Origin of the sequence: Shimia biformata, from assembly GCF_016888515.1 — a bacterium.
Taxonomy (GTDB): domain Bacteria; phylum Pseudomonadota; class Alphaproteobacteria; order Rhodobacterales; family Rhodobacteraceae; genus Shimia_A; species Shimia_A biformata.
The window spans coordinates 642,179-657,307 of sequence record NZ_JAFEJK010000001.1 but is presented as its reverse complement, the minus strand read 5'-3'; the positions used below and the strand labels follow the sequence as shown (position 1 = coordinate 657,307).

At 59.6% G+C, this 15,129-nt stretch carries 17 protein-coding genes; 9 read left to right on the top strand and 8 right to left on the bottom strand.

Going from position 1 to position 15,129, the window contains the following annotated elements; all coding sequences use genetic code 11:
- Positions 1–27: 27 nt before the first annotated feature.
- Positions 28–1,473: a pyruvate kinase gene (pyk, locus tag JQ863_RS03065; RefSeq protein WP_204112858.1), complete on the bottom strand. Its 1,446-nt coding sequence runs from the start codon at positions 1,471–1,473 to the stop codon at positions 28–30.
- Between the two features lie 120 nt (positions 1,474–1,593).
- Here pyk and JQ863_RS03060 point away from each other — a divergent pair, with 120 nt between their 5' ends.
- From JQ863_RS03060 to JQ863_RS03045, 4 genes are all read left to right on the top strand, one after another.
- A complete protein-coding gene (locus tag JQ863_RS03060) occupies positions 1,594–2,331 on the top strand; it encodes an N-formylglutamate amidohydrolase (RefSeq protein ID WP_204115037.1) in 738 nt (245 codons plus the stop codon).
- Between the two features lie 7 nt (positions 2,332–2,338).
- Entirely contained in the window at positions 2,339–2,686 is a 348-nt protein-coding gene (locus JQ863_RS03055) for a 5-carboxymethyl-2-hydroxymuconate Delta-isomerase (RefSeq protein WP_204112857.1), read from the top strand.
- A gap of 81 nt (positions 2,687–2,767) precedes the next feature.
- On the top strand, positions 2,768–3,007 hold the full coding sequence (locus JQ863_RS03050; RefSeq protein WP_204112856.1) for a DUF6868 family protein: 240 nt from the start codon (positions 2,768–2,770) through the stop codon (positions 3,005–3,007).
- Positions 3,008–3,087: 80 nt separating this feature from the next.
- A complete protein-coding gene (locus tag JQ863_RS03045; protein ID WP_204112855.1) occupies positions 3,088–3,405 on the top strand; it encodes a DUF1244 domain-containing protein in 318 nt (105 codons plus the stop codon).
- Positions 3,406–3,691: 286 nt separating this feature from the next.
- Here JQ863_RS03045 and JQ863_RS03040 read toward each other — a convergent pair whose 3' ends face one another.
- A complete protein-coding gene (locus JQ863_RS03040) occupies positions 3,692–4,564 on the bottom strand; it encodes an alpha/beta fold hydrolase (RefSeq protein WP_204112854.1) in 873 nt (290 codons plus the stop codon).
- Between the two features lie 116 nt (positions 4,565–4,680).
- On the opposite strand from JQ863_RS03040, the gene JQ863_RS03035 reads away from it, so the two are divergent.
- Positions 4,681–5,613 carry an AraC family transcriptional regulator gene (locus tag JQ863_RS03035; RefSeq protein ID WP_204112853.1) on the top strand — a complete coding sequence of 311 codons (933 nt, stop codon included), beginning with the start codon at positions 4,681–4,683 and terminating at the stop codon, positions 5,611–5,613.
- A 4-nt stretch (positions 5,614–5,617) separates the two neighbouring features.
- Here the strand turns inward: JQ863_RS03035 and JQ863_RS03030 are convergent, their stop codons facing one another.
- The 3 genes from JQ863_RS03030 to dgcN form a co-directional block, all read right to left on the bottom strand.
- Entirely contained in the window at positions 5,618–6,478 is an 861-nt protein-coding gene (locus JQ863_RS03030; RefSeq protein WP_204112852.1) for a D-amino-acid transaminase, read from the bottom strand.
- Positions 6,479–6,488: 10 nt separating this feature from the next.
- A complete protein-coding gene (gene dgcA, locus JQ863_RS03025; protein WP_204112851.1) occupies positions 6,489–7,454 on the bottom strand; it encodes an N-acetyl-D-Glu racemase DgcA in 966 nt (321 codons plus the stop codon).
- A gap of 80 nt (positions 7,455–7,534) precedes the next feature.
- Positions 7,535–8,533: an N-acetyltransferase DgcN gene (dgcN, locus tag JQ863_RS03020; RefSeq protein ID WP_204112850.1), complete on the bottom strand. Its 999-nt coding sequence runs from the start codon at positions 8,531–8,533 to the stop codon at positions 7,535–7,537.
- A gap of 332 nt (positions 8,534–8,865) precedes the next feature.
- On the opposite strand from dgcN, the gene JQ863_RS03015 reads away from it, so the two are divergent.
- Positions 8,866–9,825, top strand: a complete 960-nt coding sequence (locus tag JQ863_RS03015; RefSeq protein WP_204112849.1) for an L-malyl-CoA/beta-methylmalyl-CoA lyase — start codon at positions 8,866–8,868, stop codon at positions 9,823–9,825.
- 106 nt (positions 9,826–9,931) lie between these two features.
- Here the strand turns inward: JQ863_RS03015 and JQ863_RS03010 are convergent, their stop codons facing one another.
- The 3 genes from JQ863_RS03010 to JQ863_RS03000 all read right to left on the bottom strand — a co-directional run bounded on the left by JQ863_RS03010 (position 9,932) and on the right by JQ863_RS03000 (position 11,972).
- Positions 9,932–10,420, bottom strand: coding sequence for a lytic transglycosylase domain-containing protein (locus JQ863_RS03010; protein WP_204112848.1), 489 nt, complete (start codon positions 10,418–10,420; stop codon positions 9,932–9,934).
- 85 nt (positions 10,421–10,505) lie between these two features.
- Positions 10,506–11,492, bottom strand: coding sequence for a DMT family transporter (locus tag JQ863_RS03005; RefSeq protein WP_204112847.1), 987 nt, complete (start codon positions 11,490–11,492; stop codon positions 10,506–10,508).
- 27 nt (positions 11,493–11,519) lie between these two features.
- Positions 11,520–11,972, bottom strand: a complete 453-nt coding sequence (locus tag JQ863_RS03000; RefSeq protein ID WP_204112846.1) for an Lrp/AsnC family transcriptional regulator — start codon at positions 11,970–11,972, stop codon at positions 11,520–11,522.
- Positions 11,973–12,044: 72 nt separating this feature from the next.
- Here JQ863_RS03000 and JQ863_RS02995 point away from each other — a divergent pair, with 72 nt between their 5' ends.
- From JQ863_RS02995 to JQ863_RS02985, 3 genes are all read left to right on the top strand, one after another.
- Positions 12,045–12,641 carry a LysE family translocator gene (locus tag JQ863_RS02995; protein WP_204112845.1) on the top strand — a complete coding sequence of 199 codons (597 nt, stop codon included), beginning with the start codon at positions 12,045–12,047 and terminating at the stop codon, positions 12,639–12,641.
- A 74-nt stretch (positions 12,642–12,715) separates the two neighbouring features.
- Positions 12,716–13,678, top strand: a complete 963-nt coding sequence (locus JQ863_RS02990; RefSeq protein ID WP_204112844.1) for an acetyl-CoA carboxylase carboxyltransferase subunit alpha — start codon at positions 12,716–12,718, stop codon at positions 13,676–13,678.
- Between the two features lie 76 nt (positions 13,679–13,754).
- A complete protein-coding gene (locus tag JQ863_RS02985; RefSeq protein ID WP_204112843.1) occupies positions 13,755–15,101 on the top strand; it encodes an MFS transporter in 1,347 nt (448 codons plus the stop codon).
- Positions 15,102–15,129: the final 28 nt, after the last annotated feature.

The window sequence follows — 15,129 nt, the reverse complement described above, 5'->3', positions numbered from 1 at the left end:
TACCGCACCCTATGTTCGGAGGGCAGGTTACTCGGTTTCCATGTTGTAAATCAAACGCTCATCGCAGGGAGCAACCCGAAGGATGTTCGTGGTGCCCGGAACGTTGAACGGCAACCCAGCGGTTACGACGATCTGATCCTCGGGGCCGCCAAAGCCATTTGCCCGCACAGCACGCGCCGCCGAAACCACCGCCATCTTGAAGCGCGACATCTCATCCGTCATCACGCAATTGGTGCCCCAGCTAAGTGCCAGTCGACGCGCGGTGCCACGACGCGATGTCATGGCGATGATCGGAACGCGGGGCCGCTCGCGCGCGGTCAGAAGCGCGGTCGTGCCGGATTCAGTAAAACAGCAGATTGCCTTGATCTCGGTCGTCTCGGCAATCTCGCGCGCGGCAGCCACAATCGCATCAGCCACAGTGGCCCGTTCCGCCGAACGCGAGCTTTCGATGATCTCACGATAGGTTGCGTCGGTCTCGACCTCTTCCGCGACATTGTTCATCGTCGTCACCGCCTCGACCGGATATGCGCCTGCCGCGGATTCCGCCGACAGCATAACGGCGTCCGCTCCCTCGTAAATTGCGGTCGCCACGTCTGAAACCTCGGCCCGTGTGGGCATCGGGCTTTCAATCATGCTTTCCAGCATCTGCGTCGCCACGATCACCGGCTTGGCCGCGCGGCGGCACCTGCGCACAAGCCGCTTTTGGATTGGCGGCACGTTCTGGACCGGCAGTTCAACACCCAGATCACCGCGAGCCACCATGATTCCGTCCGAAGCGGCCAGGATTTCGTCAAAACCCTTCACGGCGGCGGGCTTCTCAATCTTCGACAGGATCGCAGCGCGCCCCTGCACAAGCGTCCGTGCCTCGACCACATCCTCGGCGCGCTGCACAAATGAAAGGGCGATCCAATCGACCCCCAGCCCGCAAGCGAATTCGAGGTCATCACGGTCCTTTTCGGACAGCGCTGCCAGTGGCAGCACCACGTCCGGCACGTTCACCCCTTTGCGGTTCGAAATCGTGCCCCCGGTAATGACCTCGCAATCGGCGAAATCCTTACCGAAAGTGGTGACCTTCAGCCGAATCTTCCCGTCGTTGACCAACAGATGCGTGCCGTCTTCGAGCGCAGCGAAAATTTCTGGATGCGGCAGGCACACGCGGGTCTCGTCGCCTTCGGCCGGATCAAGATCCAAACGGAAGGCTGCACCTTCGATCAGTTCTTCTTCGCCCTTGGCAAAGGTGCCGACGCGCAGCTTTGGACCCTGAAGGTCGGCAAGAATGGCTATCGGGCTTTCCAGGTCCTTCTCGACCTGGCGAATGATGCGATGTTTTTCACGGATCTCGTCATGGGTGCCGTGGCTCATGTTCAGGCGGAACACGTCGGCCCCGGCTTCGTGCAGCGCACGGATCATGTCATAGGTTTCCGAGGCGGGCCCCAGCGTGGCCACGATTTTCACATTCCGAAGTCTTCGCATCAAATCCGTCCATTTTTGCGGCTTGTTACCGCTAACGAGTGTCGTCGCCCTTATTGCCCAATTCCCTTTCAGAAGCAACTGTCCTAAGCCTGCACGAAAGTATATGACAGGCTGATGACCATGCACCCTTTCGACATTTTCGGCGCGGACCGAGACTCGCGCTGGCTGATCACTGTTGACCATGCCTCGAATTTCGTACCGCCCGAAATCAACGGCGGCGACCTTGGGATCGGCGAAGAGAACATGGCCCGACACATCGCCTATGACATCGGTGCGCGCGGCACGTCATTGCGGCTGGGTGAACTTCTGAACGCCCCGGTCATCTGCTCGAATTTCTCGCGTCTGGTGATCGACCCGAACCGGGGCGAGGAAGACCCGACACAGATCATGCAACTTTATGACGGCACTATTATCCCAGCCAACCGCTACATTACGGATGAGGAACGTGAACGCCGGCGAGAAGCGTATTACCGCCCCTACCACGACGCGCTTGAGGGGCTGGCCGCCCGGCGCGACGATGTTGTGATCGTCGCCATGCATTCATTTTCGCCCAAGCTGAACGGGCGCAAACCGCGCCCGTGGCACATTGGCATCCTGCACGCGCCTATGGATGGTCGGCTGGGTTTGCCGCTGATCCGCGCCCTTGAAGCCGAAGGCGATCTATGTGTCGGTGACAACGAACCCTATGCCGGATATCTGCCCGGCGACTCTGTCGACCGGCATGCGCTGGAACAGGGGCGGTTGAACGCGCTGGTCGAGATCCGACAGGACCTGATTGCCGACGACGAAGGTCAGGCGGACTGGGCGCATCGGCTTGCGCGGGTGCTGCCAGCGGTACTTGACGATACAGGGCTATAGGGGATCCATGCCACATCTGATACTTGAACACTCACCTTCGCTGGCCGGTAGCCATGACCTGCCCGCCCTGTCCAGTGACCTTTTTCAAACGGCACAGGCGCACCCTGCGTTTGCCTCTGCGCCACAGGCGGTCAAGACCCGTACCATCGCGGTCGACAATGTCCGCAGCGGCGTCATGCCGCAGACATTTGCGCATCTGACGGTGCGATTGCTGTCAGGCCGGGACGATGAAACCAAGGCCGATATTGCCAATACGCTTCTGGCCGTACTGGAGCGCCACCTACCCGAAGTGGGCAGTCTGTCCGTCGAACCGGTGGACATGAATCGCACCACCTACGCCAAACGGGCACTCTGACCGCACCTCTTGCCCGCTTCTTCCGGTGCAACCATATTCATGGTGGCGGGCGCTGACCTTTCGCCCGGAAAGGAGGACACAATGACCCCCGACTTCCTGTTGCCTTTCTTCGGCTGGATGGCCGTTGTGAACATCGCCATCCTGACCGCCGCCACAATTGGCATTGCCGTGATGCGCGATTTTGCCACCGGGTTTCACGCGGGGTTGTTTGGAATGGACGACGCGCAGGTCAAGGCCGCCTATTTTCGGTGGCTTGCCAACTACAAGCTTCTGACGCTGATTTTCAACGTGGCCCCCTATTTTGCCCTGCGTCTGATGTGATTTCCCGAGCCATCTCCCCCCTTGCCGAGTGGCAACGCGAGGCCTAAACCAAGCCCGAACCGCAAAGCCGGAGAAGAACCATGGACGACCAAACGCGGATTGAACTCGAAGCCGCCGCTTTCCGCAGGTTGCGGGCGCATCTGATGGAAAAACGCACGGATGTGCAGAACATTGACCTGATGAACCTGGCCGGCTTTTGTCGCAATTGCCTGTCGCGCTGGTATCAGGAAGCTGCCACCGAACGCGGCATCGAGATGACCAAGGACGAAGCCCGCGAAATCTATTACGGCATGCCGTATGACGAGTGGAAATCAAGGAACCAAACCGAAGCCACCGACGAGCAACAGGCCGCCTTCAAAGTTGCCTTCGCACAGAACGTCGGCCCTGAGGAAAGTTAACCCCTACAACCTTTGAACGAATGCGTATTTTTTGACTGAACGGGCCTGTTTTCGTTTCATGTCTGGCCTCATTCCGCGGATTTTTGGGGAATTGAGCGATCAAACGCAAACAAAAGAACAATTATTTTGACCTGACGCCAATTAGCGCCTATTGCTGTTTTTATTAAAAGAGGAGTTGTTTGCCGTGACCGCCGTTATGATCCTTGCCGGATTGGTTGTAACCGCATACGTTGTATTGGAAGTTGTCGCCCGCTTTACCGACAAGGAATAGCGGGCGCACTTGGAATCAGCTGCTGCTGGCAATAGACTCCAGAACTGCCGTCAAGTCGCCGACTTTTGATTGAAAGGGCGAATGACTGCTGGACAGGCTGTGTATTGTCGTCTTTCCCCCAATCGCGTCGTCAACAGATGCAATCATATGATCCTGTCCCGCTATCGGAATTGCACGATCGTGCAAACACTGGATGTAATGGCGTGGCACCGTCCCGAATCGTTGCGGTGTAATGTTTGAGGGAACCGCCGCCACCGACACGGGCTCATCGCAATGCAGCTGACTGCGGGTCTGCTCGAACTGCTGATCCGACAAGTCGCCATAGAACGCGTCACGGATGCCTTGAACATAGGTCGCGTCCTGCGATCCAACATCAATCCTGAGCGCGCCAACCTGTTCGGGATCGGCCATGAACAGCGGCGGAACCAGCGCCTCTGCCATGATCTCAGAAAGGATCATGGCGACGGCAGGCATGCCCGGTGGCAGCATAAAGGCGCATAGATAAACCGCGGCGGCGACCTTTTCTGGCGCCGCCTCGACCACTGGGGACACGGTGATCCCGCCCAGGGAATGGCCCACCAGAATAACTTTGCCGTTTCCAAGTGCGGCCGCCTCGTCAACCGCCGCCAGGATCGCATCATTGCGTTGATCCTGGGATACGGCTGCATTTGGTGACGGCTCCGTCGCGAATGCAGCCGTATCTAGCGGCCGTCTCGAAAATGCCAGCGGCGAGGCGGCATTCCCCCCTGCGCCCGGCAGGTCCGGCGCAAGCGCCGCGAAACCAGCCGCGTTCAACGCGGCAACCAGACGCGCCCAACACGCACCCCCATGCCACGCACCATGCACCAGCACAAAAGCGGGGTTCTGTTTGAAATCGGCATCGCTCATGATGTCCTCCCGATGTTTCCAAATTGCTTGAAATGCCGCTATTCTAGGGGCGCAAGAGGAGGCGGAGTATTGATCAAGAGCGCAAATCCTTGACGGAAAGCGAAAACAACGCAGTTTTGTTTCGAAGCACAACGGTCGCTCCGGCCTCGGAACGCTTCGACTTCTTTTGCGATGCGATCTGCTCGACCTTCGTCGGGATCCAGCCCGAGCGCCTGTCAAACCGAGTGTTCAACGCCGATTTCACATCATACGAGATTGATGGCTGCCATCTGGTCACGATCCGCGCACCCGGCCACCGGGCCAGCCGGGACACAAGGCATCTGCGGCATATGCCCGATGACAGTCTGTTCCTGAATTTCCAACCCGGCCAACCTTACCGATACCGGGCCAATGACGAAGACACAGTGGTGCCGCCCGCCGCCGTCCGCTTGATCGACAACGCAAGACCGTTTTCCCTGGACTTCTTGCCGGGATCCAACCTGAACCTGTTTTCGTTGCGCTTGCCGCGCAATCTACTTGGCGGGCGCAACACACCGGCGACGATTGCGCAAATTAACAACCATTTGGGCCAGGCACCGGTCGGGAGGCTGGTTGCAGCTCAATACCAATTGGCCGCACTTGCCGTGCGTTCCGGCGACGCGAATGTTGTCAAAGCAATGGGCCGTGCCCTGATCAACCTTGTTTCCTGCCTTGCAGAGAACGTCGCTCCCGAGGTGCCCCAAAGCGATGTAGCCTTGATGAAAATCTGGGCCGAAGCCCGCCTGTCAGATCCCGACCTGAACGTCACTTCAATCGCAAAACAGTTCGGCGTCAGTGTCCGCACGGTGCAGGCTCGGTTTCGCGAGGACGGGTCCGGAGTGTCCGAATGGGTGCGACAAACCCGCCTTGAGGCAGCGATGACCGCTTTGCGCGACCCCGGCCAGAAGACGAAACCGGCCTCGACCATCGCGGTCCAGGCCGGCTTTCGCAGTATCGAGCATTTCAACCGCGCCTTCCGCGCACAGTTCGGCGTCACACCGGTTCAGGCGCGGCGTCTGGCGCAGTCTTGACCGCTCAGATGGCGGTCTTGCGGCTTTCCTCCAGATAGATCTCGCGCAGGCGCTTGGCGACAGGGCCGGGTGTGCCGTCGCCCAATTGCGCACCGTCGATCTCGATCACGGGCATCACGAAGGCGCTGGCCGATGTCGTAAAGGCTTCATCCGCCTGTTTTGCTTCGTCGATGGTGAACTTGCGTTCCTCGATTTCAAATTGAAGTTCATCGGCCAGGCGCAGAACTGCGGCGCGGGTGATACCGTGCAGGATGTCGTTCGACAGCGGCCGGGTCACGATCTTGTTGCCTTTGACGAAATACGCGTTGTTCGACGTGCCTTCCGTCACGAACCCGTCCTCAACCATCCATGCGTCGTCCGCACCTGCCTTTTTTGCCATCATCTTGCCCATCGACGGATACAGCAGCTGCACGGTCTTGATGTCGCGGCGACCCCAGCGGATATCCTCGATCGAGATGACCTTGGCGCCTTTCTGCGCCGCGGGGCTATCAGCCAGACCCGGCTTGTTCTGGGTGAACAGAACGATGGACGGCGGCGTTTCGGCGGATGGAAAGACAAAGTCGCGATCCCCGTCCGACCCGCGTGTCACCTGCAGATAAACCAGCCCCTCGTCGATTTCGTTCAGCTCGACCAGCTTGCGGTGAATCTCCAGCAGTTCGTCTTTGGAGCAAGGTTCCGCCATATCCAATTCGTCCAGCGACCGCTTGAGACGTACCGCGTGACCCTCGAAGTCGATCAGCTTGCCATCCAGAACCGACGTCACCTCGTAAACCGCATCCGCCATAAGGAAACCCCGGTCAAAGATCGAGATCTTGGCTTCGTCCTCGGGCAGGTAGTCGCCGTTTACATAAACAGTGCGGGTCATCAGTCTCTCCTCAACCCCAGAGTGCAGCCACAGGTGGATGCACACCGGATGTGTCAAATATCAAAGCGTTCTCGCGGTCTTCGGCCAGAAGCAGCGGCCCGTCAAGGTCTGTTACCAACGCACCCTGCGCCACAAGGGTCGCAGGGGCCATCGCAAGGGACGATCCGACCATGCAGCCGACCATGACCTGATACCCCTCTGCCAGTGCGGCCTGACGCAGCCGCAGTGCCTCGGTCAGGCCACCTGTCTTGTCCAGCTTGATATTGACCACGTCATATTTACCCTTCAGCCCGGACAGGCTCGCACGGTCATGGCAGCTTTCGTCGGCACAGACCGGCACCGGGCGATCCATCCCGATCAACGCGTCGTCCTCGCCTGCAGGCAAGGGCTGTTCCACCAGATCAACACCAAGCCGCACAAGATGTGGGGCAAGGTCGGCGTAGACTTCGGCTGACCAGCCTTCGTTGGCGTCGACAATGATCCGCGATGTCGGCGCACCCGCACGCACAGCTTCCAGGCGCGGCATGTCGTCAGGAGTGCCCAGCTTGATCTTCAGCAGGGGGCGAAAGGCATTTTCCGATGCTTGCGCCCGCATTTTTTCGGGGCTGTCCAGTGACAACGTATAGGCAGTGATTTCCGGCCTTGGTGCCGGCAAACCAGCCAGCTCCCACACCCGGCGCCCGGTCTCCTTGGCTTCAAGATCCCACAAAGCGCAATCCACCGCGTTGCGCGCCGCACCTGCCGGCAAAAGATCATAAAGCGACTCACGGTCAAATGCGTCTGGCAACGCTTCGATCTCGGACGTCACGCTGTCCAGCGTCTCGTCATAACGCGCATATGGAACACATTCGCCCCAGCCCGTCACGCCATCGCGCGTGATCCGCGCCGTCAGAACATTGGCTTCGGTTCTCGACCCTCGCGAAATGATAAAGACCTGCGCCAATTTGAATACATCGCGCGTTACGGAAACCTGCACCCGCCTCGTCCTTTCCTCTTGCCTGAAATACCTCAGGGGGTCCGGGGGACAGCGTCCCCCGGCCTCACCCTTGGTTCTTACTATGCCGCCAGCGCGTCGACCAGCTTGCCCGCGCCGAACCGGAATGGGTCGGTCGCCGGAAGGCCCATCTCGGCCTCAACCTCAGCAAGATAAGCACGGGCTGCATCCTCATCCATGTGCTGGGTGTTGACCGAAATGCCAACCACCTGGCAATCCGGGTTTGCCACCCGCGCCAAGGGCAAAGCCATGTCACGCAGCGCAGTCAGTGACGGCAGATCATATTCCGGCAATCCTCGCATATGCGTGCGGGTTGGCTCATGCGCCAGGATCAGCGCGTCAGGCTGCCCGCCATGAATCAGCGCCATGGTGACGCCGGAATAGGACACGTGGAACAGGCTTCCCTGTCCCTCGATATGGTCCCAATGGTCGTCGTCATTGTCAGGGGTCAGCCACTCAACCGATCCAGCCATAAAATCCGCGATTACTGCATCCAGCGGAACACCTTCACCGGTGATCAGGATGCCGGTCTGCCCGGTCGCGCGGAAGGAGGACTTCATGCCGCGCTTGCGCATCTCGGCATCCATGCATAGCGCGGTGTACATCTTGCCAACCGAACAATCCGTCCCAACCGCAAGCACCCGTTTGCCTGCGCGTTTCTTGCCATTGGCTATCGGGTATTGAACGCTGGGGATCCGCACGTCGTGCAGGGTGCGGCCAGTGGCTTCGGCCACGGCTACCAGGTCAGGCTCGTCGCGCAGCAGGTTGTGCAGTCCCGAAGCCAGGTCGAACCCTTCCTCCAGGGCCATCACCAGCACCTTTTTCCATTCCGGCGAGATCACGCCCCCACGATTGGCCACGCCGATCACCAGCGTCTTTGCGCCAGCGGCTTTGGCTGCGGCCAGGTCCATGTCGGCAAGACCCAGATCGGCCTTGCAGCCGTCCATCCGGTATTGCCCAACGGCGTTTTCAGGACGCCAGTCCTTGATGCCCTGCGCCACCTTTGCGGCCAGTTGATCCGGCGCATCGCCCAGGAACAAAAGATAAGGGGTTTCGATCATCGCGCTGTCCTCGTCAGAATCTGTCCCCGCGAGTCTTTCAGAGGGCGGCTGCAAGTTTTTCCCCCTTTTGCTAGCGCAACCAAGTTACGAACACGTTTCTTCGCCAAAATTGTCATTTGTTAGGATAATCTTTCGTAACGAAGCGTCAGCCTTCGTTTTTCTTCCGAATTTTTCTGAAGGGCACTAAATTCCCTGCAACCGCCAACATGCGCATGCCGCAACGCAGCGCACCACCTGTGCTGCGACTGCACAATTCCCCTTGCGGATCGACGCGCAATTTAATATCGCTCACGCCCAACAAGACGTAATTTCCTTACCCGAAAGGTCTGCACATGAGCTTCCGCATCCAACCCGCCGCCCCAGCCCGCCCCAACCGCTGCCAGCTGTTCGGCCCGGCCTCGAACACCAAGCTGTTTGCGAAAATGGCGGCCTCGGCAGCGGATGTGATCAACATCGACCTCGAAGATTCGGTGGCCCCGTCGGACAAGGACATTGCCCGCGCCAACGCGATCGAGGCGATCAACACGATCGACTGGAACACCAAAACCCTGTCGGTGCGGATCAACGGCCTGGATACACCCTACTGGTATCGTGACGTTGTTGACCTACTGGAACAGGCGGGCGATCGGCTTGACCAGATCATGATTCCCAAGGTGGGTTGCGCAGAAGACATCTATGCCGTCGACGCGCTTGTGACCGCGATCGAACGCGCCAAGGGACGTCAGAAGCCGATTGCCTTTGAAGTGATCATCGAATCGGCTGCCGGCATCGCCCATGTCGAGGCCATCGCCGCCGCATCACCGCGACTTCAGGCCATGAGCCTCGGCGCTGCCGACTTCGCCGCTTCGATGGGTATGCAGACGACCGGAATCGGCGGAACGCAGGAAAACTACTACATGATCCGAGAAGGCCAGAAACACTGGTCCGACCCGTGGCACTGGGCCCAGGCCGCCATCGTCGCTGCCTGCCGCACGCACGGCATCCTGCCTGTGGATGGTCCGTTTGGCGACTTTTCGGATGATGAAGGCTATATCGCACAGGCGCGCCGTTCAGCGACGCTTGGCATGGTTGGGAAATGGGCCATCCATCCGAAACAGATCGCACTGGCAAACGAAGTCTTTACCCCATCCGAGGAAGCCGTGACTGAAGCGCGTGAAATCCTCGCCGCGATGGAAGACGCCAAGTCCAAGGGCGAAGGCGCTACCGTCTACAAGGGCCGACTGGTAGATATCGCCTCGATCAAACAGGCCGAAGTGATCGTCGCCCAGGCGGAATTGATCGCGGCCAACTAAAGCACGTTATCGGGCGTTGCCTGCGGCGGGGGTATTTGGGCAAGAAAGGCGGGGCGACTCCGGTTTTTCTTCAACAAATACCCATGCCTCGCGCAGGTGGCGGACGCTATCCCGCAAGACCGGTTTCTTCCAGCAAACCACGGCGCTTGGCTTCGTGGTAATAGCCGCGCGCGTACCATTTGACCGCAGTATCCATATCTCCATCCGACACCATCCATGCGCCGCGAAGGTACTTCACTGCATATTCAAGGTTGGTTTCAGCGTCCAAGAGGTCCTTGGGCTGGCCGTCGAAGCCCATGCTGCGGGCCGTCGCTGGCAATATTTGCATGAGCCCGAAATATGGACCGTTACGGGCCTCGGGACGGTGAGTGGACTCGCGCACCACGACTTTCTGCACCAACTCGACCGGCACATCGTGCCGCACAGCCGCGCTGACAATCTGACGGCGCAGTTCTGGCGTTTCATTGGGATAGAGCGGCACCGCCTGAAGATCGAGGTAGTGCGCGGCGCGTTCGACCCCCGGTTCCGATTGCGAACAAGCGGCGGCGAGTGACAGTAAGGCTACGAGAAACAAAGTTCGGGCGGAAACCAGCATGAAAGCTCCAGAAAAACCGGGGCCAGATTACGTAGGCCGCGCATTCAATCAATGCGCGGGATTCCGCTAGGCAAGGCTTTGCCGATCACCCCGCCCGTCCACGTTTGGGAAGGGCCGCAATCGTGCGCGATTTCTGGCTTTCGCGCAGAAAGACATATAGGCCGGACCCAACGATCATGGCGATACCAAGAAAGATCGTCGGAGACGGCCAATCGCCGAAAAGATACCACCCCACGGCAACAGACATCGGCATGGCGGCATATTCATAAGGGGCCACAGTGGCGGCGCTGGCCGTGCGATAGGCCATCGAAAGAGTGTATCCGACCCCGCCAGACATGACACCCAAGAGAATGAAAAGCGCCCAATCCGAAGAAGCTGGCCAGACCCAGGCTCGCAACAGAAATTCAAGGCTGGGATCCGTGACGCCCTCGGCAAACCGTCCGTCCCCAGCCACGATGAAAAACCCAGTCGACACGCACAGGAAGGTCAGCTGGATATAGGCCGCCATTGCCGAGGCCTTGGACGCAACGCCCAGTTTACGGGTCAGGACCTGCATAAGGGCATAGGCGCTTGCCGCGAGAAGCGGCAGCAGCATGGTCACGTTGAACCCATCCGCGCCCGGCCGGATCATAATCAGGACACCAAGGAAACCAACGAGGATGGCCAGAAGTCTGCGAACACCCACCTTTTCCCCAAGCAAAGGCACTGACAGCAGCGTGATCAGCAGCGGCGAGACGAAAAACAGCGCATTGGTGTCGGCCAAAGGCAGAACCGCAAGAGCCGCAAAAAAGCTCATATTGGCCACGACGACAAGAAGTGCGCGGATCAGGTGCAGGACCGGGCGAGCGGTGCGCAGAATCTGGAATCCGCCCTCAATTTGCACAAGGACAAGCGTGAACATCAGCCCGATGCCCGACCGAAAGAACACCATCTGGTGCAGGGGATAGTCCCCCGAAAGAAACTTGATCACGGAATCATTGATGGTGATGAACACCATGCCGACAAGGATGAACGTGATGGCCTTGGCGGGATTGTTCTCGGGTGCAGCCGGGCTGCCTGGTGTTGCAGTCATCTGGAATCCTTTGGCTGGCCGCCCTGTTCAGGCACGGTCATCCTTGGGCGACCCCATCACCACATAAGAGGTGATGGCATTCACCTGAGGCAAGGTTCCCAATATATCGGTGTGAAAAGATTTGTAAGCGCCAAGGTCTGCCGCCTCGACCCTGAGCAGGTATTCCACAGCACCGGTAATGTTATGGCATTCCGTGACTTCCGGGGCGCGCGCGATGGCGCGCTCGAATGCCTCTTGCGCGTCCTTGGTGTGCCGGTTCAGCCCGACAGTCACATAGGCGACAAAACCAACCCCCAGCTTTGCCTTGTCCAGAACAGCCCGGTATCCGGCAATGACGCCGCTGCGCTCAAGCTCTTGCACCCGGCGCAGACAGGCCGAGGGTGAAAGCCCAACGCGGTCAGCCAGATCAAGGTTGCTGACACGACCATCCCGGCACAATTCACGCAATATTTTTTGATTTGTTTGGTCAAGTTTCGCCATTTGTTGCGATATTTCCGCATTTTCACACAATTTTGCAACCCCTCACCACCAACTGGGCGGCATGGTTGCGCAATGAGTTACGATATGCTGTCCGCCCTCGCCCTTTTTGCGCTGGTCTCATCGATTACACCGGGACCGAACAACCTAATGCTGATGGCATCGGGCGCGAATTTCGGCTTTGCCCGCACCATTCCGCATATGCTTGGGATCGGGATCGGATTTACGGTGATGATCGTGCTGGTGGGGATCGGGCTGATGCAGGTCTTTGACACCTTCCCGGTCGCACACCTGATCCTGAAAGTGGTCAGCATTGCCTACCTTCTTTGGCTCGCCGCCAAGATCACCCGTGCCGGCGCACCCGCGTCCGAGGCCAGCGCATCGGGGACACCTTTGTCCTTTTTGCAGGCCGCAGCATTCCAATGGGTCAACCCCAAGGCCTGGACGATGGCACTGACCGCGATCTCGCTTTATGCGCCGGACCGGACGCTGTGGTCGGTCTGCATGGTCGCGGTCGTGTTCGGCGTTATCAACCTTCCCTCGGTCAGCACATGGACAGTTCTTGGTCAACAAATGCGCCGAATCCTGACCAACCCGACCCGCCTGACCGCATTCAACTGGACCATGGCGGCACTGCTTGTCGCCTCACTCTGGCCGGTGCTTCGGCCGTGATGCGGCGAAGGTTGCATTTGCTTTGCCCCAAGGTCATATAACGGTCCACAAAACCGCTGTGGAGTGATCCGTTGATGACCAACTATCTCGACTTCGAAAAGCCCCTGGCCGAGATCGAAGGCAAGGCCGAGGAATTGCGCGCGATGGCGCGTGGCAACGAAGAGATGGATGTCACCGAAGAGGCGGCCGCGCTGGACAAGAAAGCCGCCACGCTTCTGCGTGATCTTTACAAGAACCTGACGCCATGGCGGAAATGCCAGGTCGCGCGTCACCCGGAACGCCCCCATTGCAAGGACTACATCGAGGCGCTGTTCACCGAATACACGCCCCTGGCCGGGGACCGGAACTTTGCCGATGACCACGCTGTCATGGGGGGCCTGGCCAGGTTCAACGACCAGCCCGTCATTGTGATTGGCCACGAGAAGGGCAATGACACCAAGTCACGGATCGAGCGCAATTTTGGGATGGCCCGCCCCGAGGGGTATCGCAAGGCGATCCGCCTGATGGAAATGGCCGACAAGTTCGGCCTGCCCGTGATCACGTTGGTCGATACTCCCGGTGCCTATCCCGGCAAAGGTGCCGAGGAGCGCGGACAGTCTGAAGCGATCGCACGTTCGACCGAAAAACTGCTGCAGATCAAAGTGCCCGTCATGTCCGTCATCATTGGTGAGGGCGGTTCCGGCGGGGCGGTGGCCTTTGCCACGGCTGACAAGCTGGCGATGCTGGAGCATTCGGTCTACAGCGTGATTTCGCCCGAGGGCTGTGCTTCGATCCTGTGGAAAGACTCTGAGAAGATGCGCGAGGCCGCCGAAGCGCTTCGGTTGACCGCGCAGGATCTGCAAAAACTGGAAGTCTGTGACCGCGTGATCCCAGAGCCTCTTGGCGGGGCGCATCGCGACCGGGCGGCAACGATCAAATCGGTTGGCGCGGCGGTGTCGCAGATGATGAAAGAGGTCGCGAACCAGAAGGGTGACGCCCTGCTTCAATCGCGCCGCAAGAAGTTTCTCGAGATGGGTTCCAAGGGTCTGGCCGCCTAACGGTTTTCCGTCGTTTTTGGCTTTTGCGGGACGGTCTGCTCTGCCAGACTGTCCGCATCCGTCAAAAGTCTTTGTGATGTCCGACACACTCTCTGCCAGTCCGCTGACCAACCCAGTCTTTCGCCGCCTCTTTTCGGCGCAGGTGATCGCCCTGTTGGGGACAGGGCTGATGACCGTCGCACTGGGGCTTCTGGCCTATGACCTTGCAGGAGCGTCTGCAGGAGCGGTTTTGGGCGCCGCCTATACGCTGAAGATGACCGCCTATGTCGGTCTCTCGCCAGTGGCAGGGGCGCTGGTGGCGCGGATGAACCGCAAGCACGTGCTGATCGTGATGGACCTGCTTCGGGCCGCGGTCGCGCTGGCGCTGCCCTTCGTGACAGAGATCTGGCAGATCTACGTGCTGATTTTCCTTCTGCAATCGGGATCTGCCACTTTCACCCCTGCGTTTCAGGCAGTGATTCCGGACATCCTGCCGGACGAACGGCAGTATACCCGCGCCTTGTCGCTGTCCCGGCTGGCCTACGACCTGGAAAATCTGCTGTCGCCAGCGATTGCCGGGCTGGTCCTGTCGCTGTTCTCGTTCCATTGGCTGTTTTCCGGCACGGTGGCGGGGTTCGCGGTCTCGGCGCTTCTGGTGGCAACGGTGGCGATCCCTGCGACTTCGGGCAACAAAGACCGCCCATTCCGCGAACGTCTGACCCGGGGCACCTGGATATACCTCAACACCCCCAGGCTGCGCGGGCTGCTGGCGCTGAACTTCGCCGCAGCCACGACCGGAGCCTTCGTGATCGTGAATTCCGTCGTCGCGGTGCGCGCAACTTTCGGGCTGGGCGACGCGCAGCTTGCACTGGCCATGGCTGCCTTCGGTGCGGGAAGTATGGTGGCGGCGCTGTGCCTGCCTCGGTTGCTGGACCATGTCGCCGACCGCGCCGTTATGGTGACCGCAGCGATTCTGCTGTCTGGGCTGACCCTAACGCTTGGGCTGACGTGGTCCCGGTCGGGACCGCCGGAATGGAGCATTTTCCTTGGCCTCTGGGCGCTGGCAGGCCTGCTCTATTCCGCGATCCTGACGCCGTCAGGCCGCCTTTTGCGCCGCTCCGCCAACCCGGACGATCGACCCGCGATTTTCACCGCACAGTTCGCGCTCAGCCATGCCTGTTGGCTTGTCACATACCCGCTTGCGGGCTGGGCCGGGGACGCGCTGTCGCTGGGCACGGCATTGGTTGTCCTCGGCATTGCCGCCTTCCTCGCCACTGTTCTTGGAATACTATTGTGGCGCGACGCCAATCAGACTGAGTTCGAACACGACCACCCGGACCTACCCGCAGACCACCCGCATCTGAAGGCACACCACGGCCAACGCCACCATACCCATGCCTTCGTGATTGACGACGAACACCGCTCATGGCCAACCCACGGATGAGGTTTTGGCAATAAAGTGCGGGGCCAAG